The sequence below is a fragment of the Mesorhizobium sp. M1066 genome (assembly GCF_040318635.1).
Lineage (GTDB): Bacteria > Pseudomonadota > Alphaproteobacteria > Rhizobiales > Rhizobiaceae > Mesorhizobium.
In genome coordinates this window covers 182,707-205,639 of sequence record NZ_JAMYMR010000003.1, presented here as the reverse complement: position 1 = coordinate 205,639, position 22,933 = coordinate 182,707, and the positions used below count along the sequence as shown (strand labels likewise).

19 protein-coding genes and 1 pseudogene are annotated in these 22,933 nt (G+C 59.9%); 18 read left to right on the top strand and 2 right to left on the bottom strand.

All coding sequences use genetic code 11. From position 1 onward, the window contains the following. Positions 1–152 precede the first annotated feature (152 nt). The 9 genes and pseudogenes from NKH52_RS06750 to NKH52_RS06710 all read left to right on the top strand — a co-directional run bounded on the left by NKH52_RS06750 (position 153) and on the right by NKH52_RS06710 (position 7,781). Positions 153–413: a hypothetical protein gene (locus tag NKH52_RS06750; RefSeq protein WP_352728513.1), complete on the top strand. Its 261-nt coding sequence runs from the start codon at positions 153–155 to the stop codon at positions 411–413. A 156-nt stretch (positions 414–569) separates the two neighbouring features. After that, entirely contained in the window at positions 570–1,502 is a 933-nt protein-coding gene (locus NKH52_RS06745) for a SphA family protein (protein ID WP_352728515.1), read from the top strand. Positions 1,503–1,656: 154 nt separating this feature from the next. After that, positions 1,657–2,448 (top strand): hypothetical protein, encoded by a 792-nt coding sequence (locus tag NKH52_RS06740; protein WP_352728517.1) that lies wholly within the window; start codon positions 1,657–1,659, stop codon positions 2,446–2,448. A 356-nt stretch (positions 2,449–2,804) separates the two neighbouring features. Then, positions 2,805–3,284, top strand: coding sequence for a YidH family protein (locus NKH52_RS06735; protein WP_352728519.1), 480 nt, complete (start codon positions 2,805–2,807; stop codon positions 3,282–3,284). 32 nt (positions 3,285–3,316) lie between these two features. Then, positions 3,317–4,915: an arylsulfatase gene (locus NKH52_RS06730; RefSeq protein WP_352728520.1), complete on the top strand. Its 1,599-nt coding sequence runs from the start codon at positions 3,317–3,319 to the stop codon at positions 4,913–4,915. Between the two features lie 116 nt (positions 4,916–5,031). Beyond that, positions 5,032–5,148: pseudogene (locus NKH52_RS06725) on the top strand (DUF1214 domain-containing protein); the annotation flags it as partial. Between the two features lie 127 nt (positions 5,149–5,275). After that, positions 5,276–6,148 (top strand): bile acid:sodium symporter family protein, encoded by an 873-nt coding sequence (locus tag NKH52_RS06720; protein WP_352728522.1) that lies wholly within the window; start codon positions 5,276–5,278, stop codon positions 6,146–6,148. Between the two features lie 293 nt (positions 6,149–6,441). Continuing rightward, a complete protein-coding gene (locus NKH52_RS06715) occupies positions 6,442–7,398 on the top strand; it encodes a formylglycine-generating enzyme family protein (protein WP_502908013.1) in 957 nt (318 codons plus the stop codon). After that, complete coding sequence (locus tag NKH52_RS06710; RefSeq protein WP_352728524.1) at positions 7,395–7,781, top strand: DUF1622 domain-containing protein; 387 nt, start codon at positions 7,395–7,397, stop codon at positions 7,779–7,781. The genes NKH52_RS06715 and NKH52_RS06710 overlap by 4 nt, the downstream gene beginning before the upstream one ends. A 119-nt stretch (positions 7,782–7,900) precedes the next feature. Here NKH52_RS06710 and NKH52_RS06705 read toward each other — a convergent pair whose 3' ends face one another. Together NKH52_RS06705 and NKH52_RS06700 are read right to left on the bottom strand one after the other, a co-directional pair. Continuing rightward, positions 7,901–8,770 (bottom strand): DUF6065 family protein, encoded by an 870-nt coding sequence (locus tag NKH52_RS06705; protein WP_352728526.1) that lies wholly within the window; start codon positions 8,768–8,770, stop codon positions 7,901–7,903. A 1,346-nt stretch (positions 8,771–10,116) separates the two neighbouring features. Then, positions 10,117–11,859 (bottom strand): tetratricopeptide repeat protein, encoded by a 1,743-nt coding sequence (locus NKH52_RS06700; protein WP_352728528.1) that lies wholly within the window; start codon positions 11,857–11,859, stop codon positions 10,117–10,119. A gap of 459 nt (positions 11,860–12,318) precedes the next feature. On the opposite strand from NKH52_RS06700, the gene NKH52_RS06695 reads away from it, so the two are divergent. The 9 genes from NKH52_RS06695 to NKH52_RS06655 all read left to right on the top strand — a co-directional run bounded on the left by NKH52_RS06695 (position 12,319) and on the right by NKH52_RS06655 (position 22,911). Further along, on the top strand, positions 12,319–13,386 hold the full coding sequence (locus NKH52_RS06695) for a helix-turn-helix domain-containing protein (RefSeq protein WP_352728530.1): 1,068 nt from the start codon (positions 12,319–12,321) through the stop codon (positions 13,384–13,386). Between the two features lie 988 nt (positions 13,387–14,374). Then, positions 14,375–15,397 (top strand): LacI family DNA-binding transcriptional regulator, encoded by a 1,023-nt coding sequence (locus NKH52_RS06690; protein ID WP_352728532.1) that lies wholly within the window; start codon positions 14,375–14,377, stop codon positions 15,395–15,397. Positions 15,398–15,568: 171 nt separating this feature from the next. Then, positions 15,569–16,582 carry an SIS domain-containing protein gene (locus NKH52_RS06685; protein ID WP_352728534.1) on the top strand — a complete coding sequence of 338 codons (1,014 nt, stop codon included), beginning with the start codon at positions 15,569–15,571 and terminating at the stop codon, positions 16,580–16,582. A gap of 27 nt (positions 16,583–16,609) precedes the next feature. After that, a complete protein-coding gene (locus NKH52_RS06680) occupies positions 16,610–17,932 on the top strand; it encodes an ABC transporter substrate-binding protein (RefSeq protein WP_352728536.1) in 1,323 nt (440 codons plus the stop codon). A gap of 8 nt (positions 17,933–17,940) precedes the next feature. Further along, on the top strand, positions 17,941–18,903 hold the full coding sequence (locus NKH52_RS06675; protein WP_352728538.1) for a carbohydrate ABC transporter permease: 963 nt from the start codon (positions 17,941–17,943) through the stop codon (positions 18,901–18,903). Next, complete coding sequence (locus tag NKH52_RS06670; protein WP_352728540.1) at positions 18,900–19,760, top strand: carbohydrate ABC transporter permease; 861 nt, start codon at positions 18,900–18,902, stop codon at positions 19,758–19,760. The genes NKH52_RS06675 and NKH52_RS06670 overlap by 4 nt, the downstream gene beginning before the upstream one ends. Before the next feature lie 21 nt (positions 19,761–19,781). Next, the gene (locus tag NKH52_RS06665; protein ID WP_352728541.1) at positions 19,782–20,636 is read left to right on the top strand and encodes a sugar phosphate isomerase/epimerase family protein; all 855 of its coding nucleotides are present in this window, start codon (positions 19,782–19,784) and stop codon (positions 20,634–20,636) included. Further along, positions 20,633–21,496: a PfkB family carbohydrate kinase gene (locus NKH52_RS06660; protein ID WP_352728543.1), complete on the top strand. Its 864-nt coding sequence runs from the start codon at positions 20,633–20,635 to the stop codon at positions 21,494–21,496. The genes NKH52_RS06665 and NKH52_RS06660 overlap by 4 nt, the downstream gene beginning before the upstream one ends. After that, on the top strand, positions 21,493–22,911 hold the full coding sequence (locus NKH52_RS06655) for an NAD(P)/FAD-dependent oxidoreductase (RefSeq protein WP_352728545.1): 1,419 nt from the start codon (positions 21,493–21,495) through the stop codon (positions 22,909–22,911). Before NKH52_RS06660 ends, NKH52_RS06655 begins: the two co-directional genes overlap by 4 nt. Positions 22,912–22,933 lie beyond the last annotated feature (22 nt).

Here is a 22,933-nt window from a genome sequence, read left to right as displayed (position 1 = left end):
CCCAAGATATTCCTGATGTAACAGTAAAGTGCTGGCGCTCGCGCCCCCGCTGGAGTGATGTTTCTGGACCATGTCTCATCGGCTCCAGTGTCACATGTGGCTGGAATCGTTATCGCTCTTTAACCTGGTTCTTTAACGTGGCTTGAAGTCCAATGGCCATGAGTGCGCAAAACGACCGTGACCATCTCGGCTTGATCAAGCTCATGCTGAAGATGCCGGCGTTGCGCGGCCGGCTGCAAATCCTGAGCTCCACGAATCCTGATCTGCTCAGCCTGTGTGGCGCCTTCGAGGATGCCAGCGCGATGCTGGAGCGCCTGAGAAGGGAAAAGGGAAACTTGAACCGCGCCGTTCTAGCTGAATACGAAGAGCTTTGCGTCGAGCTGGAAAACGACATTATCCGCATGTGCCAATGAGAGCAGCTTGTTCTGATTGTCGGCAGGGTTGTCTACCCTTCGCGAGCCGACCCGGCCATTGTAACTGTTACGTACTTCGCATCCCGGCGTTCTGGTCCAATTCTATAATGCTCAGAAAGTCGGAGCACAGGAGAGGGGCCGTCGGTGGGGATATTCATGAAACGCGTTGGTCTGACGGTCGCGACGGCGGCGGCCGTTCTTTGGGTGCGGGCCGCTGCCCACGCGACGGAAGCTGCCATGGGCCGTTATGTTACAGGCGTCTTCACGACACCGCTTGCCGGCATTGTTCCTCCGGCGCCAGGTTTCTACTGGAGCAGCGCAAACATGTACTACAGCGCCAGCGCTGGTGCTGACTTGCACATTCCAATAGGCAATCAGGTTAGCTTTGGCCTCGATGCCACAATCGTCGGCACGACGTTCACCGGCCTCTGGGTACCCAGTGTAGAGATAGCACCTGATACGACACTTGCCCTCAGCATTTCAATTCCTGTCCAGTATATGGAGGCCACTGCCTCGCTGGGCGCGATTGAGAGCAAGGATCATGACACGGCTCTTGGCGATATCATGTTCGCGCCGACGCTCGGCTGGCATTCCGGCAAAAATTTCTTGTCGGCCAGCCTGCGCATTTTTGCGCCGACAGGACCTTATGAAGCCGGCCGGATCGCAAACATCGGCATGAACTATTGGACCTTCTCGCCGACGCTTTCCTACACATATTTCGACATGTCCAGGGGTCTTGATTTCTCGATGGTCGGCGGCATCGATATCAACACAAGAAATCCCGACACCGATTATACCAGTGGGGCCATGGCGCACCTCGATGCCTCGCTGATGCAATATCTGAGCAAGGAACTAGCGATCGGTGTTTTCGGCTCGGTACTTTATCAGTTTGAGAATGACAAGGGGCCGTTGGCCGATCAGCTCGATGGATTCAAAGGCCGTTCCTTCGCCATCGGGCCGATCTTAAAATACAACGCTGGTACCGACACAAAGCCGGTCAATATATCGCTGAGCTGGGCCCCCGAATTCGGGACAAAGAACCGTTTGAAGGGCAATGCCGTTTATTTCAGCGTTTCCGGCGCATTTTAGGGAGAAGAGAGGGCCTATGAGATCGAGCCGCACACTGGTCGCGGCTTCGCGTTCCGGCGCCTCGGCACGCGGCCTTCGAACAGGCGCAGCGCGTGAAGATCGGGCATATGTTTCGTCGAATAGACCCTGACATCAGCAGTGAGAGGCTAAGGATATGAACATGTTGGCCCGCCGGTTAGCCCTCCTTGGCATACCCCTGCTCTGGACTGGATTAGCCGCCGCCCAAGAGCATGATGACGTCAACGCTGCCAACAACCCGCTGACGCCGAAGATCACAATCAATTTTCATGACTACTATGTTCCCGAGCTGACCGATCTTCCCGATCGCTACGCCAACCAGTTCCTTCTACGCGGTTTGATCCCGTCGGACCTCTTCGGCATGCCGCAGTTGGTCCGTTTCACCCTGCCTGTCGCCACCGCACCCGAATTTCCTGATGGATATGTTACCGGGCTGGGCGACCTTACGCTTATGGACATCTTCGTGTTCCCCGGAAAAGAGGTGTCGTTTGGTGCCGGTCCGCTCGTCGTTTTGCCGACAGCTACCGACGAGGCACTGGGCACTGGAAAATGGCAGCTCGGCGCCGTAGGAATGGCAATCGCGCCGCAGAGTTGGGGCCTTGTGGGCGGCCTGGCGACCTATCAGGCTTCTGTTGCCGGTCAGAGCGAGCGCGAGGATGTTTCGCTGGCGACCTTCCAGCCAATCGTCAACTACAATCTCCCTGACGGCTTCTACTTGCGATCGTCGGCGACCTGGAATTTCGATCTGGAAAGCGGCGACTACTCGATCCCTGTCGGTTTCGGCGCCGGCAAGGTCATCCCAATTAACGACAAGGTCACGATGAACGCCTTCATCGAACCGCAATATACCCTTTTCAGCCACGGGGCGGGGCAACCGCAATGGCAGGTTTTCGCGGGAGTCAACCTCCAGTTCGCCATCGGGAAGTAGCGGTACACGCGCGTTGGTCTTTGCCCGTCGCGGGACCAAGCGATCGCGAGGATTTGAGCCGATCTTTTCCACGGCCCTCGTTGCCTACAGCCTGGGCGGGCAGGATCCCTCCACGCTCAATGCCACGACGAGCTATGATGCATGGCGCACGGGTGGACCGTGTCTATCAAAGTCAGGGTCGCAGTCTCCAAGATCGGCGATCAGGCTATGAGCTTTCAGATCAGCGGCTCGATGGCTTAATTCCACCACATCGGTCACTCCGGCACGTATCGTTACCGTAACGTACTTCGAAATCCCCCAATCGAATCCGAGAGTGCTGGTCGATCTAGACACCGCCCCGTTCGCAGGATCCTGCAATGAGCGTTGAACCCGTCACCGGAAAATCCGCATCCGACAGCATCAACACCGAGCTGTCATCGCGCCGTACCGGCATGTCATTCCAGCGCACCCGCATGAGCGCCGACCGCACGCTGATGTCGGTCATTCGCACAGCGCTGTCGCTGATCAGTTTTGGCTTCACCATCTATCAGGTTTTCCAGAAGCTCAGGGACGCCGGCACGCTCACCCATGCCGCGGCGCCGCGCAATTTCGGGGTGACGCTGGTGCTGCTCGGCATCGTCATGCTGGTGGTCGGCATCGTCTACCACGTGCAATTCATGATCGGCCTTCGTCAGGAACGCGACGCCATGCGCGATGCCGAGCTGATCCATGCACAGAGTGGGTATCCCATTTCTTTCACGCTGATAACGGCGGTGATTCTGCTGGTGGTTGGCCTCTTCGCCATCGCCAGCATGGTGTTCGGTATTGGCCCGTTCAACGACGCGGCCGCTGGCTGAATGACTTCGAACTGAAGCGAACTTCCCGATCGATGCTGGCCGGGCAGGATCAACAACAGGAGGCAGAAAAGATGGCGAAATCACCGAATAGCGGCAAGCCGAATATCCTTGTCATATGGGGCGACGATATCGGCCAGTCGAACCTGAGCTGCTACTCACATGGCGTGATGGGCTACCGGACCCCACATATTGATCGGCTGGCCAAGGAAGGCATGATGTTCACAGACAGCTATGGCGAGCAAAGCTGCACCGCCGGACGCTCCTCGTTCATCACCGGCCAAAGCTGTTATCGCACCGGCCTCTCCAAGGTTGGTATTCCGGCGGCACCACAGGGGCTGCAGCCCGAGAGCGTGACGATCGCTGAACTGCTGAAAAACCAGGGCTACGCCACTGGCCAGTTTGGCAAGAACCACCTCGGCGACCTGAACAAGTTTCTGCCGACCGTGCATGGCTTCGATGAGTTCTTCGGCAACCTTTACCATCTCAACGCCCAGGAAGAGCCTGAGATGTACGACTATCCGAAGAAGGAGGATCTCCCCCATTTCGCCGAAATGTTTGGACCGCGCGACATAGTGCATTCCTACGCGACCGAGATTGACGATGCGACCGAGCAACCGCGCTGGGGCCGCGTCGGCAAACAGAAGATCACTGAGGTCGGACCGCTCACGGCCAAGCGGATGGAGACCGTCGACGAGGAATTTGTCGCCGCCACCAAGGATTTCATGAAGCGCCAAAAAGATGCCGACAAGCCGTTCTTCATCTGGGTCAATTTCACCCATATGCACCTGTTCACACACACCAAAAAGGAAAGTCTGGGCCAGGCCGGCCGCTGGCAGTCGCCCTATCACGACACCATGGTCGACCACGACAACAATGTGGGCGAGGTCCTCAGCTACCTCGACGAACTTGGCCTCTCAGACAACACGATTGTCATGTACTCAACCGACAACGGCCCGCACATGAATTCATGGCCGGATGCCGGTATGACGCCGTTCCGTTCGGAGAAGAACACGAACTGGGAAGGTGCCTTTCGTGTGCCGATGCTTGTGCGCTGGCCCAACAATATCAAGGCCGGCTCGATTGCCACGGGCATCGTGCAGCATCACGACTGGTTGCCGACGTTTCTTGCAATCGCGGGCGACCCTGATGTCAGCGAAAAGCTCAAGAAGGGCGGCTATCAAGCTAACGGCAAGACCTTCAAGAACCATATCGACGGCTTCAATCTCGTGCCGTATTTGACCGGGGAGGTTGCGGAAAGCCCACGCAAGCTGTTCTTCTACTTCAGCGACGACGGCGACGTGCTGGCCATTCGCTACGACAACTGGAAGATCGTTTTCATGGAACAGCGTGCCCAGGGACTCTTGCGCATCTGGGCGGAGCCATTCACGCCGCTGCGTTTGCCCAAGATCTTCAACCTGCGCACCGACCCTTACGAGCGTGCGGATATCACCTCGAACACCTACTACGACTGGTTGCTGCACAACATGTACTTCATCTTTGTCGCGCAGACAGCCGCCGCCAAGTTCGTGGAAACATTCAAGGAATTCCCGCGCGCCCAGGCGCCCGGGAGCTTCAGCCTCGACGACGCGATGGCGAAGATGGCCGAAGCCAGCAGCGGCGCGGCTCACTAGCAAGCCAAAGAGAAGGCGGCGGGCATCCCCGCCGCCTTCTGCCGTGGCAGGAATCTAGAGCACGATCATGGACTTGAACCGTAGGCAAACCTTAACGCTGCTGTCTCGGCACCAAGAACAAGGCGCCGAGATACACTTACGGTGGATCGCTGTCGATTTACGTGCAAGCGGAATCGCCCGGACCGGAGGCGAACTGGCTTCCGTCGCCAAAGGACGGGGACTCTTCGCTCTGAATTCGCTCGTATTGGCCGAAACTCGCCATCACCGAAGGCTCGTGGAAGCCCGGCGGTGCAGAAGGTGAATTGGCTGCTTGTGCCCGGCTCAGGCCTCCAGAGATGTCAATGAAGCGAGTGCAATAGTATGACGATCGCGCAACTCATTCCGGTGGCCATTAACCTCAGCATGGGACTGATGGTGCTGGCGCTTGGCCTTCATGCCAGCTGGAGCGACGCGATTTCGCTATTGCGCCAACCGGCACTGCTCGTCCGCTCGTTCCTCTCGATGAACGTCGTCATGACCGTCCTCGCCGTGCTGGTGGCTGTGCTGTTCAACCTGCATCCGGCGGTGAAGCTTGCCCTCGTTGCGCTGGCGCTCTCGCCCGTGCCGCCGATACTGCCCGGCAAGCAGACGAAAGCGGGCGGCTCGACCTCCTACGTCGTCGGGTTGCTTGTGACGATCGCCGCGCTTTCCATCGTCGTCGTTCCGCTGGGGATCGGCGCGATCAGCCGGTGGTTCGATCTGAGCATCGGAGTGCCCGCCGCCAGGATTGCTTCGGTGGTCCTGATGAGCGTGGTCGCGCCACTGGTCATCGGCCTGGTGATCCGCCAAATCGCTCCGGCGTTTGCGAGCCGGCTCGCGCGACCACTGTCCATCTTCGCGACGGTGCTTCTCGTCGTCTCGTTCATACCTGTGCTGATCAAGCTATTGCCGGTGCTGATGACAATGGTCGGCAATGGTACGTTGCTCGCTCTGGCCATCTTCACGCTGATCGGCGTGACAGTAGGCCATTTTCTCGGTGGACCCGAGCCGGACAACCGGACCGTGCTTGCGCTGGCCAGCGGCACCCGCCATCCAGGTGTCGCCATGGCGATCGCCAGCGCCACCTTTCCCGACGAGAAGGCCGTGATCGCCGTCGTGCTGTGGCACCTGATCGTCGGCGCGGTCGTCTGCATTCCCTATGTGAACTGGCGCAAACGCGCCCACGCTTCAGCGCTGTCGAAGAGCGGACGATGAGGGAGCCCGCGGGAACCTCCTGGAATGGATGGATGATCTCGATGCCTCGCAAGAATACGCGGCTATCCAGGATCGACGCTTGGATCCATCTGCTGGCCATTGTGGGAATGGCAGCAATGTTTCTGTCTTCGCTATTTTGGGGACAAACGACGCGGGTTGCGGAAAGGCCAGAATCCGGCAGCCCGATTGCTGGCACTATCGACGGCCGCGGCCTGTCCGTGACCAGGGCGCAAGGAGGCTGACGGATGGACAAATTCACCAGGTCCGACGACGTGTTCGTCGAAAAACCGGAGATGCTCCCACAGTCCATTAGTTCCCCACCAGACGGCATGGTCTGGATTCCGGGCGGCTCGTTTTTGATGGGCTCCGACACATTCTATCCTGAGGAAGCGCCGGTTCATCGCGTCATCGTGGATGGTTTCTGGATGGACCGATTTGCCGTGACCAATACCGATTTCGAACGCTTCGTCGCCGCGACCGGCTATGTGACGATGGCTGAAAAGCCCGCCAATCCGGACAACTATCCCGGCGCCTTGCCGGAAATGCTCTCGCCATCCTCGACTATGTTCAAGAAGCCGGCCGGCCCGATCGACATGCGCAACCACTACAACTGGTGGGTTTACGTGCGCGGCGCCAACTGGCGCCGTCCGAGAGGCCCCGCCAGTTCGATCAAGAAGCTGACCGGTCACCCTGTGGTGCATGTCGCGTATGAGGATGTCGAGGCCTATGCGCGATGGGCCGGCAAGGAGTTGCCAACGGAGGCCGAATGGGAGTTTGCTGCCCGTGGCGGCCTTGACGGCGCCGATTACGTCTGGGGCGACGAACTCACGCCAGGTGGCCGGCACATGGCTAACACTTGGCAGGGCGAATTTCCTCACCGCAACACGCTAGACGATGGATACGAGTACACCGCCCCGGTCGGCTCGTTTCCGGCCAATGGCTACGGCCTCTTCGACATGGCCGGCAACGTCTGGCAATGGACGACGGACTGGTATCAGGAGCACAGCCTGATCAACAGTCCGTGCTGTACGGTTGAAAACCCCCGGGGCGCCGCGCGCGAAGCGAGCTACGACCCACACCAGCCGGACGTGGGAATCCCGCGCAAAGTGACCAAGGGCGGTTCGCATCTCTGCGCGCCCAATTATTGCCGGCGCTACCGCCCCGCGGCACGCATGGCACAACCGGTCGACACCTCGATCTCCCATCTTGGCTTTCGCTGCATTGTCCGTCCAGGGGGAGGCCGTTCATGATCCTCGCCGAATGGCTGAGCCGCCTGACGGAAATCAGCGCGCCAATCATCGACCTGCTGGCCCTGGTCATGATCCTTGCAGGTACCCTCGAGGCGTTCGTGAACGGGATCAGGGTGATGCTCAGCCATCCGGAAGGTCACTACGCCATTCGCTCGGTCTGGATGCGTCATGCAAGATGGCTGATTGCGGGCCTCACATTCCAGCTTGCTGCCGACATTATCGAGACTTCCGTGGCGCCGAGCTGGGATGACGTCGGCCGACTGGGGGCCATTGCCGTGATCCGCACCTTTCTGAACTTCTTCCTGGAGCGGGACCAGCGCGAGGCCCGCGATCTCCAGCGCGAAACCGAAGCCAGCAAGCTAGTGCATGTCGCCCAAAAGTGACCTCAGTTTGGAGTGCGCCCCCTAGTTTTCTGACCCCTTATCGGAAAACCAACTCGCCCCGATGGCGGGCAACTCGACCAGCTACACGACAGCCGCATTTCTCAAGCCGGGAAAAGTGTTCAGTATTTGACCGGCTTAAGCTTCCTTTTTGAAAGGTGAAATCCGGCTGAGCGTCCGGTGGCATCCTCGCCCCGCACGTAATGACGCTGCCATCCTTGCGGGACGGCATTGCCATCATGTGCGGCAAGCTTGCTGGCCTCATAACGCGTCTTGAGTGCCTGGTCTTCGTCGAGAGAACGGATCTCGGGCTGCACCTGGCCCAGAAGTGCATGGGGGACGAGCGTCAGAAAGCAGAAGGGTTCGCCCTTTTCGAACTGCACCGTGCCCGGTCGGGTGAAACGCCAGTTCATGGTGAACGGGAACTCCAGCCATTCGGTCTCGACCAGGCCATCGAGCGGCACAATATTGCGTTTGGCGCTGTTGGGTGATCCACGCACCCAGAGCGCCCATCCGGCGTTGGTGCGGAAGAGATAGACATTTGGCGCGGAGGTCGCGGTGTTGTTGATATCGACTCCCAGCGCCGTGATGGTCCCTCCAATGGCTGCGAGGCCCGCGCCCACCCCTGAGGTCGAGATAGCCGCACCGGAGATATCGATGCTGCTGGCAGCGCCATTCGCGAGGAATGCATGGCCGCCTTGAGTCCTGACGTTGATCCCATTTGTTACGGTGATCGCTCCGCCGTTGGCCTGGACGGCATTGCCGTTGACGGACTGAACGATGATGCGCCCAGCGATCGGGCCTTTGGTCGCATCGAAAATAAGTGTCCCACCCGTGACATTTGTTGCGGCCGTAGAAGCCGTTGTTGAGATCGTGGTGTTGCCGACCACGGTGGTCATGCCCGAACCGGTGCTGACGGTCGTGTTGACTGTGCCGGGGCCGACTGTCTGTGCCTCCACTGGCTGAGGAATCAACGTCGCCGTGAACACCATGCCAGCCAGCAGCGAGCCCCGCGACGTCGAAGCAAAAAGCGTCGACTTCAGGGTCCCAGCCCGACCAGACAAGGGCGATGTGGGCTTAATGTGAATGAAATTCCAAAACGCGATTGCCCCCCCGTTTCCACAGGTTTTGCTGGCGGTTGGGACCTTCCGCCCGGGCGAACATCTAGATGTGACCGCATTGCATTCCCCCGGAATCCCCCGCCACAGGAGTTTCGTGGTGATGCTGGCAAGCCCCACTAATCGATATCTATCAGCAGAGCATGTTCAGACGCCGACATGCCGCCGCACATACACCGACCGCGGCAAACGCAATTCGAAGCCTCGCAGGCGAAGGCGCCAAGCTGAAGTACGTAACTGTAACAGTGACCTTCACGCGAGAATTGGCCGCCTTGGCAAGAGAGTATCCACCGCTTTGCTTGGCGGCGAGCGCCGCTGTGTCCAACAAGTGCCAAACATGGATCTTTCCGCGGCTCGATAAGGACGCTCTGCTCGGTCCCACACGGTTCACGATAGTGGGTCAGGGTCGACCCGAGGGCGGCTGCATCGGTCTGAGCAATTCGGACGGTTAAAGAATAGAAAGATGGCGGCCGTTCCAACCTATCGACAGCCATGCAGTGTGGGTCCAGGCTACCCGCGCACTCAGCGACGAGCAACTCAGAGACAGAGCGCAAAAATTACTTTTGCGTTCTGGACATTGGGACTGTGGATCCGAAAGAACCGACACAAGTCCTTTGCGAACCGGCGTATTAGTAAAAGCTAAATCTTTTGCTCCTAGCGGTCGTCTAGAAAGCTCTGCATCAATTGCTGGGCAGGCCTAGATGCGATTACTCGGCTCACTATTTCTCCACCGGTCAAAGGTGCATTGCGTGAACATTGTTTGAACCAGTCCGGGATGTAGCTAGGTAGTCTCGGGGGTGTCTCTATTGACAATGCCCCAGTTTCACCACGTCGATTGCGAACTATCGCTAGCCGCTCAGGCAAACTCAACGCCAGACCAACGATCACCTGTCGACTATGCAGTTTGTGCCAATGTCTGTTTTCCCGTTCTCGATCAGGCGCACTCTGATCCGCGTCTGGATTGGCAAGTATGAGGCAGGCGGTTTCGATGACGATACTGCTTCGGCCGCTCTGATCACGAAACATTAGGCTCTGGTCGCCACGCCTGAGCGGCTGGTGGGCAAGCAGGTTCTGGAACGGAGTTCTAAAGGGGCTCTGAAAGGCGCTCCGCGGCCGAAAGCGTTTGGGGTGCGCACCTAGCTTTGGAAGAACGACATGCATAAAACAGCGACTCTTAAGCGCGGCGCATGATCAGTTTCGGCGCGACGCGCTTTCGTGTTCTACTGAAGACGGATGCCTGCGGACTCCAGGCCCTTCGCAAGAGCCGCGATCAACCGCGGGTCCAGGCGGCGGCTGGACATATCGGAATGGAAACTTCGCTCGAAATCGGGACGAGTTTGTCGGATGCCGGAAATAACCGCAGATGCTTCTTGTCTGCGCCCCAAGTTGCCGAGCGTTGCCGCCACCAATAGGTCAGTGAGATAGCACCGCCCATCGGCCATATGTTGCAGGCGCGGTATCACGTCTCCAAACTGGCTGCGGCGATAGGCATCGAACGCTAGCGTCCATTCCGCATCCGCCAGCGGCAATCCATCGGAGTCCAGCGCTTCGCTGGCAAGCTTTACCGCCTCGTCATGTTCTCCGGCCGTAAAGAGAATCCTGGCGAATTTCGCTTCCATCAATGTGTTATACGGGTTGAGCGCCAGCGCCCGCCGGCCCGCGGATATCGCCGCTTCCAGATGGCCGGCCTGAGCCTCCACCATCATCTTCGCCATGAAGGCACGGGATGACTCCGGCGTCAGCGCGACCGCCCGATTGGCGTGTTCATGAGCCGCCATGGCCAATGCTGTCGCCGCACCTGGGGTGTCGATTGACAAGAGTATCGGCGCTAGCATCGCATGGGCATCGGCATCGTAGGGCCGCAGCTCAAGCGTGCGCTCGAGACAGCGTCTGGCTTGCTCGAGGAGCTGTGGTGTGTTCACGTTCAGGGCAAGGCTGGCCCGCAGCACGCAACCGTTGCCCAGCGTTGGATGTTCGAGATCGCGTGCGGTTTCGATGCTGTTGATCACGCCTTGGGCCGAGGCGATACGCGCGGCCAGCCGTGAGACAAGAAGTTCGGCCGGATCGACGAACGAAATGGCATCGATACGGACACGCTCATCGTCCGACTGGAGAGCCTCCCCTGTCCGCTGGTCGATTAGTTGCCACCAGACCGTCTTCTGGATTGCATCCGAGCTGTATTTCAGAACCAGGCGGTAATTACTCCGGCTCGGCGCGGCGGAAGCGCCTTCGCTTGTGCTTGCCGTATAGAGGTCCGGTGCTGAAAGCCGCAGCGTGCTGAAATCGGAAAGCGCCGCCATGAGCGAATCCCGCAACGCGACGGCCTCGCCGTCGTCCGAGCCGTCGCGCGTGAGGTCGACCGAAAGGGAAGGCCTTTCCGAGATAGGCATGCTGTTTAACCCGCTCAGCAGGTTCAACCCGGCAAACAGCGCAACACCAAGCAAGGCGACGCCCGCCAGGCCCATCCTTTTTAGGACGGTCCCGGCGCTTCGACCGATCGCTGGCATCGGCATCGGTTTGAGCACAGTGAGGGCTTCGGAACCAGATTGCGTGCCCTCTGGATGATCCGTCCAGTCGCCAGGTTCTCGACAATGGCGGGAAAACATCGGCACGTACCTGCCTTTCGGGAGCTCGATGCTGACCTTCCGATCCACGCCGTATAATTCATAGTAGCGGGCAAGGGCCGACCGAAGACGTGTGGCTTCGATCCGGACAATGGGGTCGGTCGAAGCGTCAAAAGATGCCGGACGGCCGAAAACGTCGACAGCGATGGAGTATGCCTTGAGGGCGCCCTCTCGCCCGGCAAAAAGCTCTTCGGAGATAAAGCGCAAAAACTTCTTGTTGCGTTCCGAGCATTGAAACAGGGGCGCCGAAAGAAGTGCTTCAAGCTCTTCCCGGGCCTGCGAATACGAAACGCCCAAATATTCGCCCGGCTTCAGGCAGTCTTCCCGGCCCTCGTCCACGACACGCTTCCTCGTCTTTTGCACAGACCCGCGCGCTACAATTACCAACGCCTCTTTACGTTGAAGAGTGCTTCCCTTTATTACCCGATTTCAGCTGAGCCGAGATCTCGCTCGGCATCTGCAGGGATCGATAATCGACCAACATCGCTCGCATCTTCACCGACAGCCTGCAAACCTGCCGCGCGGTGTTCGGTGAGCCGCAAATCGCATCTCAGGTTCAGCAGCAGGCTATGACGCGGATAATTGTGGCGCTACGCAGTTTGTGCCGTATCGCAACCGGCAGTAGACAGAACGTCTTGGCGTTGTCGCGCTTCATCTGAAGGACCAAGAATCCAGCTTCTGACTGGTGGAGGTATCTGCTGCCGCACTTAACCATCGCAACAATTCTGCGCTAGGCAGCTTGCGCCAAGAAATGCTACAGTCCCGGGGCGCGGGGAGCAAATCCGACGAGGTTATCCTATGTCAATTACTTCGAGCGGCGCTTCGGCGGAGAAGCAGCGTTCAGAGCCGGTTAGAAGTAGCGATCAGCGTTTGCCTGTTGGCCAAATTGGCTCAGTCGATGGCATCGAACTTAAATCATGCACGTTAAAGTTGCGCAATACAGAAGATCTTCGGGAAGCGGTGCATGGCGCGGATCTAAAGGTGGTGCAATTGGCGCCGGGCAGATTCGAGGGCCAGTTGACGCATGCTCAAATCGGCGAGCTCGCTGTGAGCGCCGGCGATTTCGGGCCTGATATTCGAGCACGCGGTGTCATGAACCCGAGATTAGTCACGATCGGCATGATGCTGGAGAGCAGCGGCGAGGTCTCTCAATGGGATTACGACGTTGTTCCTGGAGACGTGGTTGTGTTTCCGAAATCCGTCGAGCAGGAGGGCCGTTATACAGGCCAATCCCGATATGCGACGATCACGCTTAGCGAAGAGGCGCTTGCCGCCTATACAACGGGTGAACAGATTCTGCAGGATCGGGAAATTTGGACCAAAATCGACCGGTTTCGTCCTGCGCCTGCGCTGCGGGCATTTGCCAGCCGGGAGATCGCGGAAAAGATTTCGCAATTGCGCAATGGAATAGTCCCAGCCACAGGCGCGGGAATACTCTATTTCCAGCGGTCGCTGGTGGAAGCCTTCATTGCGGGCATCGTGGACGAAGTATCCGACGAACGCGAGGAACGGGTCAACGGTGGCGCTAAATTGGTCCGTGATGTGGAAGACTATGTCGACAGCGTCGAAATCGATCGGCCGGTGCACATATCGGAATTGTGCTCATCCCTGATCGTGTCGCGGCGCACCCTTCATCGGGCCTTTCAGCATACGCTGGGGATCGGCCCCGTGGCCTACCTGCGCTTGAGGCGCCTGTCAGCTGTTCATCGTGCGCTTAACACAGCGAAGCCAGCAAACATCAGCGTCACGCAGGCGGCCCTCGACTACGGCTTTGCCGATCTGGGCAGATTTGCCGCCTTCTACCAGCGAATCTTTGGCGAATTCCCTTCGCAAACGCGCCACAGGACGAGCCTTACGTGTGTATAGCAGTGCATTTAGAGGCCGTACGAGCCAACCGCGTCAATGTTCTTGGCGGGAAGGGGATCGGGATGCTCCTTCCGTGGCGAACGCCGCGCAGGTACTACTTGTCACAAACGATGTTGCGAAAGACGAGTAAGCGGTCCACTGACTGTGCAGCGAAGGCCGGGTGCAGCGAGCCCCATCCGCAGTTCCGAACCGCGGTTAAGAATCCGGCCTCGGGACCTTTTGTAGGTTGAGCGCTGTTGATGGCCGCGGTTGTAGCCTTCAACGAATCCAGGAAAGCGTGCCAGCTTGATAAGACGCTATGATCTTATGGGCAATGTGTTCCGCTTCCAACGAGCGAGGCTCGTGGCCGAGCAAGCTGCACGCATCCTCGAAAATCTGCTGAAGTTGGGAGATTTCCTCCGGCTCGAGCATACCAAATCTGCTGGCAGCCCGCGAAATCGACATTTCTCCCCCCTGCAGAAACGATCGCCAAGTCTAAACACCTACCGCTGACCAGCGCCCATACTCGACCGGCACGATGATTTGCATGTAACGTCGATTTCCCACCGATTTCAAGGAACACTCTGTTAGCTCATTTGTTTTTGATCCTCAGGCCACATTCAGTAGGGTTGTCATGGGGTTCGACGAGGCAGCACGGCTGGAGATGGTGAAGCGATACGCTCTGCAGCGGATGCCCTCGGACGCAGCGCTCAACAGGGCCGCATGGATTTACCTCACCAAATCCGAGACAGAGCTTTTTGCAGGCCCTGCCGGCCCGTCGTTCGCGGTAGAGACCGTACGACAGGGCAGCGACTAACTGCGGCTCTTGCGCCAACCCGTCACTCGTCAACACGGATTGAAGAGATGCGAGGCGTCGAACAGGATCGCAAGAAATCGCGCCTGCTATGTTCGCAGTTTGCGAATCAGCCGATATGCCGCACAAAGATGCCAGCCAATACGAGCCGGGATGGTGATCTGACGCAATGTGCAGGTCGCAAGAGGATGAGCCGTGACGCAGAAGGGGATCACTCTCAAAGACGTGGCTGCCGCAGCCAACGTATCGCGCGCGACAGCTGCTCGGGCGCTCAACAGCTATGGCTACGTTGGTGACGAGACGGCGCTGCGCGTGTTGGCGGCGGCAGAAAGACTGGGCTATCGGGCGAACCTCGTTGCCCAGGCCCTGCGCAGTGGACAGTTGCCGATCGTCGGCTTCGTGCCGGGCGACATACAGAACCCTTTCTTCGCCCGAATCGCTCACGACATCGAGGTGGAACTGCGCAAGCACCGCCATAATCTCCTTATCGCCAGCAGCGAGGAGAATGTAGAACAGGAAAAAGAATTGCTTGAGAGCCTGCGCTCGCTCAGCATTCGTGGCTTCATCCTTGCCCCAACGTCTGCGACCGACAGCGAGCACATCGTGCAACTGGCACGCGAAGGCGCACCGATCGTGCTCATCGACCGCGTGGTAAAGGATCTGCAATGCGACAGCGTCGTCGTCGACAACGAGGGCGGGGCGCGCGAGGCAGTGGACTATCTCGTTAGCAATGGTCACGACCGAATCGGTCTTCTGCGCGACGAGTCACGCATCTTCACGGCACAGGAGCGCCTGGCTGGCTACCAAAACTCACTCCAGTCGCATGGGATCGCAATCGATGAAGCGCTCATCGGCATATCGCGCTCGACCGTCGAGCATGCCATCGAAGCCACGATCCGCCTGTTCAGCCGGCGCAATCGTCCAACCGCACTGTTCACAGTGGACAGCCTCATGACGCAAGGCGCGCTTCTTGGCCTGCGTTCAATGGGGCTCTCGATTCCCCATGATGTGTCGGTGGTTGGATTCGATGACTTCAATCTCGCCACCTTCACCGATCCGCAGATAACAGTCGTGGCGCAACCCATCTCAGAGATCGGACCGCTCGCTGCCAGATACCTGCTGGAGCGGCTGGCCGGCAAAAAGATTTCACCGCGGCGTACCCGATTTCAGACTCGCTTGATCGTGCGCGGATCGGTTGCCCGGCGCACCATGCGCTAATCGACGATTCCTCATTTTCCGGAAAATTTCGTCTCAAGGACTTGCCTTTGGCGAAATTGCGTGCCCATTATTGCTTGTGAGATCGATCTCACATCGGAAAACGAATTGGACGGCACACCGATGCCTGACGCGAGGCAGAGGCCTGTCGCATGCGAATACAAGGAAAACGTCATGCTGAACTTCGATAGGGACCGCTTCATAAAGATCCAATGTGGGGCCGTCGCCGTCGCAGGTGAGGTCCGCTCACTGATGCGCACACTGCTGGCCGACGGCGTCGAGCGACTGTTTTTCATGGGCACCGGCGGCGTGCAGCTTCTAACCTTGCCAGCGATCGAGCTGGCGCAGCGCTGTTCCACCTTCCCGGTGAGCGGTGCCTATCCGGCGCAGGTCGTGATCGATCCGCCCGCCGGTCTCGACAGCAAGGCCGTGGTGGTCATCCCGTCCTTGTCGGGCACGACCAAGGAAGGCGTCGAGCTCATGGCCTTCCTGAAAAAACGCGGTGTGCGCACGATCTCGCTCACCGGCCATTCGGATACGCCGATCGCGCGGGAGGCTGACCACAATTTCACGAACTTCGCCGAAGACGACACCTCGTCGGAATCCTTCTACCTTCAGACGCTGCTGATCGTCCTGGCCCTGCTGGAAGAGCGCGGCGAATACGATGATTTTGATGGCACTGTCGCCGAACTCAAACTGCTGCCGGACCTGCTTGCCGACGCCAAGGCTGCCTTTGAGGACAAGGCGGCCGAACTGGCCCAGACGATCAAGGACGACACCTATCACATCTTCACCGGCGCCGGCTCGGTGTGGCCGCAGGCACACTATTACGGCATGTGCATCCTCGAAGAGATGCAGTGGATTCGCACCCGCCCGGTGCACGCCGCCGACTTCTTCCACGGTACGCTCGAGCTGGTCGAGCCGGGCGTCAGCGTTTTCGTGTTCAAGGGCGAGGATGCCCTTCGGCCCTTGACCGACCGGGTCGAGAACTTCGCCAGGCGTTACACGGACCGCGTTCGCACGCTGGATGCGGCCTCGGTCAAGTTGCCGGGCATCTCCGCAAAAGTCCGCGGCATGATCTCGCCGGTTCTGCTCGCCACCTTGCTCGAGCGGCTGAGCGCCCATCTCGAGGTGCTGCGCAACCACCCGCTGACCACCCGTCGCTACTACAAACGCGTTGAATATTGATCCCTCTCACCTCTGAAGGAGCTATCTATGAAACGTTCCCTGCAAGTCGTGGCGGTCACGGTGGCCGCTGTATCATCATTGGGATTGTCGATAGGCGGCAGTTCCGCCGCTTCGCCGGTTGTCGCGGCCGACCCCACCGCCAAGGTGGAATACACCGGCACGCTGTCGGTCCTGACCAAGTTCGGGCTTCAACAGCTGTCACCCTATTTCGTCAACCTGGCGCAGGCCTTTCAAAAGCTCCATCCGGATGTGAAGGTCGAACTTATCCAGGAGAGCGACGACAGCGTGAAGGGCAAGACCAAGACGCTGGTCGCTTCCAACTCGCTGCCCGATATCTATTTCTCCTGGACAGGCAGCTGGGGCGGCAATTTCGTGCGCGGCAATCGCGCCGTTGATCTCACGCCCGTCATTGGTCCCGATACCGAGTGGGGCAAGTCGCTGTCTCCGGCCGCCGTCAAGGCGTTCGAATACAACGGCAGGTTCTATGGCATTCCGCTTTACCAGGACGCCAAGTTCATGGGCTACAACAAGCAGATCTTCGCCAAGCTAGGCCTCAAGGCACCCGCCACTTTCGAGGAATTGCTTACCAACTGCGACGCCATCCGCAAATCCGGCGCGACACCGATCTCCTTCGGCAACAAGGAGGCTTGGCCGGCAATACACTTTGCAGGCCAGCTACTCGCCTACAACGTGCCGCAGGCAACGCTGGAACGCGACTTCGATCCGGCCACCGCCCAATACAGCGATCCGGGCTATATCGCAGCACTCAAGCAGTTCAGCCAGCTTGTCGAGCGCTGCACCGATGGCGCCGGCGTCAACGGCACATCCTATGCCTCGGCTCTCCAGGCCTTCACCAACGCGCAGTCGGCCATGTACTACCAGGAGATCATCGAGTTCGATCAGGCCGCCACGCCGGAGTCAGCGTTAAAGCCCGCCGATTTCGGATTCTTCCGGCTGCCGGTGCTCGCCGGCGCCAACGGTGACCCCAAGTCGATCGAGGGCGCGCCGGAGGGCTACATGATCAATGCGGCGTCGAAGAACATCCCGCTGGCGATCGAATTCATGAAGTTCGTGACCTCGAAGGAAAACGCGCAGGTGCTGTCCGCGCCACCCTATGGCCAGCCGAGCGCCACCATCGGCGGCGCCTCGGAATCGAACATGAGCGCGGCTGTGGTCGACGGCCTCAAGGATATCAACGCCGCTTCATACCTCATGCCCTGGCTGGATACGGCCAACCCACCGCGCGTCGCCGCCGTCTGGCTGTCCAGCCTGCAGGCGCTGGCGGGCGGCTCGATGACGCCCGAGCAAGTGATGGACGAGGTGCGCAAAGCCGCATCCGCGGCCAAATAAAGCAGACCATGGCAAGGGCCTCGGACACAGTGGACAGCGGCGCCGATATTCGCGGCGTCGCCAGGCCGCAACGGCCAAAGAGCCGGCGGGCGCGCTTCGCCAATCTGTTGTCGTTGCGGTGGGCCGCGATTGCGCTCATCCTCATCGGCTGGTTCGTCTACTATCCCATCGTCGACAATTTCATCGTCAGCACCTCCGACCAGGACATCTACACCGGCGAGGTCACCAGTGTCGGCCTCGCCAATTACGACCGGCTGCTGCATGACCCGGTCGTGTTGCTGGCGCTGTGGAACAACTGCCTCTACGCCATCATCTCCGTCATCTTCCAGGTCTTCGGCGCGTTCCTGCTGGCGGCCATCATCGAGGACCTGAAAAGCGATCGCTGGCGCCGCCTGTGGCGCGCGGTGTATTTCGTGCCGTCGGCCATCTCGATCACTGTGACCGGCCTGCTGTTTTATTTCATCTACCAGCCGCAGATCGGCTTGCTGGATGCAGCCCTCAGCCGTGTTGGTCTCAGCCAGCTCGTCATGCCCTGGCTCGGCAATGAGCACACCGCCATCTATGCCATCATTGCCATGAGCCAATGGCAGGGTTTTGGCTATTCGACGCTGCTGTTTGCCATTGCCATCCAGAAGATCCCGCGCGACCTTTACGACGCCGCGACGATCGACGGCGCCGGTCCGCTTCGCCGCCTGTGGAGCATCACCTTTCCGCTGACCCGGGAAATGACGGGGCTGATGATCATTGTCACGATCACCGGCGCGTTCCAGGTGTTCAACGAGGTCATGGTCATGACCGCGGGCGGGCCAAACAACAGCAGCCAGGTGCTGGGCACATGGCTCTACCAGAAGGCCTTTATTGAAGACAATTTTGGCTATGGCGCCGCGATTGCCGCCGTCATCTTCATGTTGACCATGCTCACAGGTGCGGCACAGCTCTGGTACACCAAGCGCCGCCGGGTGCAGCTATGAGCGCAACGATCGCGGCCGGTCGCGGCCGGCACGTCAATGTGTGGTCGGTCATCGCAAGGACATTGCTCTATTCGTTCCTGGTCTGCCTCGGTGTCGTCGTCATCTATCCGCTGATCTGGATGGCGCTGAGCGGCTTCAAGGACAATGCGCAGATCTTTGGCGATCCCTTCGCCCTGCCCACCCATTGGGCGTGGAACAACTACGTGCAGGCGTGGAACCAGGGCGTGCGCGGCTACGTGACAGTCTCGGTGCTGGTGACCATCGCTTCGGCCATATGCACCGTGCTGATCAGCGCCTGGACGGCCTTCGGCCTGACCCGCACGAAGATGCCGGCAAAGCCGCTGGTTATCGCCATCGTTCTTGGCGGGCTGATGCTGAGCCCCACGGTGGCGATCATTCCACTGGTGAAGATGTTGCAGGCCCTCGGTCTCTACAACACCTACTGGGCGCTGATCATTCTCTACACGGCGTTCCGGGTGCCGTTCACCACCTTCCTCATCCGCGCCTACATGCTGGATCTGCCTGAAGACATCGACGAGGCGGCGACGATGGATGGCGCCAGCGAGGGTCAGATCTTCTGGCGCATCACCTTGCCGCTGTGCCGGCCGATCATCATCTCCTGCGTCATCCTGCACGTCCTGTTCGCCTGGAATGAATATCTCTTCGCCATGATCTTCACGAGCGGCTCGGATGTGCAGACGCTGCCGGTTGGACTGACGTCGATCATGGCAACCCACGGGACCAACTACGCCGTGGTGTTCGCGGCCATGACCATCTCGGCCCTGCCTATCGTGATCGTGTTCTTTGCCGCGCAACGCTACTTCATCCGTGGCCTGGCCGAAGGCATCGGCAAATAACAATTCCCGAAAGGAGCCTTCATGCCGCAGCTCGCTGCCCACCAGCTGATCGGAGCCAATTTCAGCTTTCAGCACATCCCCTTCGATGAGGTCGCCAGGACGATCCGCGACTTTGGCATGCACGAGATCGAGCTGTGGGGGATTGCCCCGCATCTGGACCTGTTCCATGCTACGGACGCGCGTGTCGAATCCGTTCGCCGGGTGCTTGCAGACAACGAGCTGTCGGCCTGGTGCTTCACCCCAGAGCAGGTGTTGTACCCAATCAACATCGCCTCCGGCGACGCCGCACTGCGCCAGGACAGCATCGAGCGGTTTTGCCGTGCAGCCGAAATCTGCGCGGCGCTTGGCGCCCGCTATCTCTTCCTGACGCCTGGCCGGGGCTACGAGAGCCAACCCCGGCAACCGGCATGGGACCGCGCCGTCGACGCGATCGGCGAGATCACCCGGCATGCCGCCGCAAACGGGGTGCGCTGCCTGCTCGAGCCGTTGCAGCGGTTCGAGAGCAACCTCGTCAATGATGCGGCAGGCCTGCGCCAAATGCTGGACGAGGTGAGCGCCGGCAACGTCGATGTCGTGCTGGACACTGTCGCCATGGCCACGGCCGGCGACACCGTGGCCGGCTATATTGACCTGTTCGGCTCGCGGCTGGCGCATGTTCATCTGGTCGATGGCACACCAGGCGGGCATCTGGTGTGGGGGGAGGGCACGCTGCCGCTCGGCCATTATGTCAGCGAACTCGCGCGCCTCGGCTATGCCGGAAAGTTTACCTTCGAGCCGTTCGGCAACGGCTCCTACGCGCTCGATCCGACAAAAGCCTGGACACGCTGCCTTGGCGCCATCGCGCCTTATCTCGATCGCGCAACGGTGCCGGCATGACGTCGAACAAGCTTGTCGCCGTCGGGGACAATTGCCTCGATGTCTATCTGACCAACAACTTGATGACGGTGGGCGGCAACGCCTTGAATGTTGCGGCGCAATGGCGGCGCAACGGCTGGTCCGCGCGTTATTTCGGCGCCGTCGGGAACGATTCCGAAGGCGACGTGGTGCTTGCCGAGCTGGCAGGTGCCGGCCTATCCCAGGACGATGTCGAACGGCGTCCCGGCGATACGGCCGTCACCTTGCTGCGCGATGAATACGGCGACCGGAAGTTCCTGCACGAATCCTTCGGTGTCGGCGAAAACTACATGCCGACGCCCGCGCACTATGCGGTCATCGCCGCGGCCGACTGGGTGCATCTCGGCACCAACGCCAACAAGCACCTTGTCCAGCGACTGGTGGCGGACCATGTGCCGTTCAGCATTGATCTATCGACCGCCCATCTGGCGCTGCCCCTCAACGGTGTCCCGCTTTTGTTTGCGTCCGGCTCGGACGATGTCGATGTTTCCATAGAGCCATCGCTCGGGGCGCTCAGGGCTGCCGGTGCAAGGCAGGTGGTTTTGACCTGTGGCCGCCGCGGCTCCTACTTCGACGACGGCACGAATGTCGTGCATGCGCCGGCAACGCTTATCGATGTCGTGGATACGTGTGGCGCCGGCGACAGTTTCATTGCCAGTTTCCTCGCCGGCTTCCATTTCGGCGGCCTTGGCGCCCTGGAGGCACTGCACAGCGCGTCGATCGCCGCGGCCCAGACCTGCACCCATCTTGGCGGGTTTCCCCAGAGACCGCGTCCGATACCCAATTGGCTGCCAGCCAAATATGCCAGCTTCATTGTCGATGCGCAGGGAGCCCAAGCGTGAGTACACTTCGTTTGCGGCAGCCTGCGGTCGCGCTTGCATCTGACCGGTCGTTTTGGCTGCAGGACATTGCCGTCGCCCCTGCGACCGAGCCATTGCGAGGCGACGAGCGCGCCGACGTGGTGATCGTCGGTGGCGGCTATACCGGTCTGTGGACGGCGCTGCGGATCCTTGAACTGGCGCCGCAAACGCGGGTGATCATCCTTGAAGCCGATCTCTGCGGATCGGGGGCCTCGGGGCGCAACGGCGGTCAGGTCCATTCCTGGTTCGCCGAAATCGACCAGATCAGTGCGGTCGTCGGTCTCGAGGAAGCGCGCCTGCTGTGCGCCGACACGATGGCATCGATCGCGGAGCTGAAGGCGCTGCAGCAAAACGGCACCATAGACATGGACCTGAGGCTGGATGGATGGCTGTGGACCGCAAGCTCCATTGCGCAGGAAGGCGCCTGGGAGACCGCCGTGGCCTTGACGGCAGCTGTTGGAGAAGACCGTTTCAGGCCGCTGACAGCCGAGGACATTCGACGCCGCACCGGTTCATCGGCCTCCTATGTCGGCGTCGTCGAGACCACTGCCGGCACGGTCCATCCCGCCAAACTTGCCATCGGATTGCGCAAGCTGGCACTGGCACGCGGCGTCATCATCCACGAGCGCAGCCCGGTCCTCGCCATCGAACCCGGCACGACATGCACGGTGCGCACGGCGCATGGCGCGGTACGGGCTGACAAAATCGTGCTTGCCGCCAACGCCTGGCTTTCGGCGCTGCCGGAACTGCGGCGACATCTTTATGTCGTCGGCAGCGAGGTCATTGCCACTGCCGCCGTCCCCGAACTGCTCGACAGCATCGGCTGGCGCGACGGTGCCTCGATCTGCGATTCCCAGGCCCAGGTGCTCTACTACCAGCGCACCATCGGGGGCAGGGTGGTCTTCGGTCGTGGCAGCGGCAACGTCGCCTTCAGTGGAAATTTCGGCGCCAGCTTCAACCGCAGCCCCGAGCACGGCCGCGACAATATGCGAGAGCTGCATCGGGTCTACCCGTCGCTGCGCGGTGTGGCGATCGAATATGACTGGTCGGGGCCGATCGACTGCGTGCCTGAACACGTTCCTGTCTTCGATCACCTGCGCGATCATCCCAACATTTTCTACGGCATGGGATTCAACGGCACCGGCATCGCGCAGACGCCGATCGCCGGACGCATTCTGGCCAGCCTCGTGCTCGAGCGAAAGGATCGCTGGAGCGCAAGCGGTCTGGTCGGCATCGAGCGGCGCATGTCGCTGCCGCCCGAGCCTTTGCGTTATCTCGGCGCCAGACTTGTCCGCGCCGCGGTGCGCCACAAAAACGACGCCGAGATCGGCAACCGCAAGGCGGGCAGGATCACCAATCTTTTGGCGGCACTGAAGCCAGGCAGGCGCAAGAAGTAGCCGGGCATCTGGCTCATCGTCA

Bases quoted from the DNA above. Each gene is read 5' to 3' on its own strand.
- NKH52_RS06715 (WP_502908013.1), top strand. From the start codon at position 6,442: ATGCTCCCACAGTCCATTAGTTCCCCACCAGACGGCATGGTCTGGATT.
- NKH52_RS06660 (WP_352728543.1), top strand. From the start codon at position 20,633: ATGACGTCGAACAAGCTTGTCGCCGTCGGGGACAATTGCCTCGATGTC.
- NKH52_RS06665 (WP_352728541.1), top strand. From the start codon at position 19,782: ATGCCGCAGCTCGCTGCCCACCAGCTGATCGGAGCCAATTTCAGCTTT.
- NKH52_RS06710 (WP_352728524.1), top strand. From the start codon at position 7,395: ATGATCCTCGCCGAATGGCTGAGCCGCCTGACGGAAATCAGCGCGCCA.
- NKH52_RS06675 (WP_352728538.1), top strand. From the start codon at position 17,941: ATGGCAAGGGCCTCGGACACAGTGGACAGCGGCGCCGATATTCGCGGC.
- NKH52_RS06680 (WP_352728536.1), top strand. From the start codon at position 16,610: ATGAAACGTTCCCTGCAAGTCGTGGCGGTCACGGTGGCCGCTGTATCA.
- NKH52_RS06670 (WP_352728540.1), top strand. From the start codon at position 18,900: ATGAGCGCAACGATCGCGGCCGGTCGCGGCCGGCACGTCAATGTGTGG.
- NKH52_RS06745 (WP_352728515.1), top strand. From the start codon at position 570: ATGAAACGCGTTGGTCTGACGGTCGCGACGGCGGCGGCCGTTCTTTGG.
- NKH52_RS06750 (WP_352728513.1), top strand. From the start codon at position 153: ATGGCCATGAGTGCGCAAAACGACCGTGACCATCTCGGCTTGATCAAG.
- NKH52_RS06685 (WP_352728534.1), top strand. From the start codon at position 15,569: ATGCTGAACTTCGATAGGGACCGCTTCATAAAGATCCAATGTGGGGCC.
- NKH52_RS06720 (WP_352728522.1), top strand. From the start codon at position 5,276: ATGACGATCGCGCAACTCATTCCGGTGGCCATTAACCTCAGCATGGGA.
- NKH52_RS06735 (WP_352728519.1), top strand. From the start codon at position 2,805: ATGAGCGTTGAACCCGTCACCGGAAAATCCGCATCCGACAGCATCAAC.
- NKH52_RS06705 (WP_352728526.1), bottom strand. From the start codon at position 8,770: ATGGTGTTCACGGCGACGTTGATTCCTCAGCCAGTGGAGGCACAGACA.
- NKH52_RS06740 (WP_352728517.1), top strand. From the start codon at position 1,657: ATGAACATGTTGGCCCGCCGGTTAGCCCTCCTTGGCATACCCCTGCTC.
- NKH52_RS06730 (WP_352728520.1), top strand. From the start codon at position 3,317: ATGCTGGCCGGGCAGGATCAACAACAGGAGGCAGAAAAGATGGCGAAA.
- NKH52_RS06695 (WP_352728530.1), top strand. From the start codon at position 12,319: ATGTCAATTACTTCGAGCGGCGCTTCGGCGGAGAAGCAGCGTTCAGAG.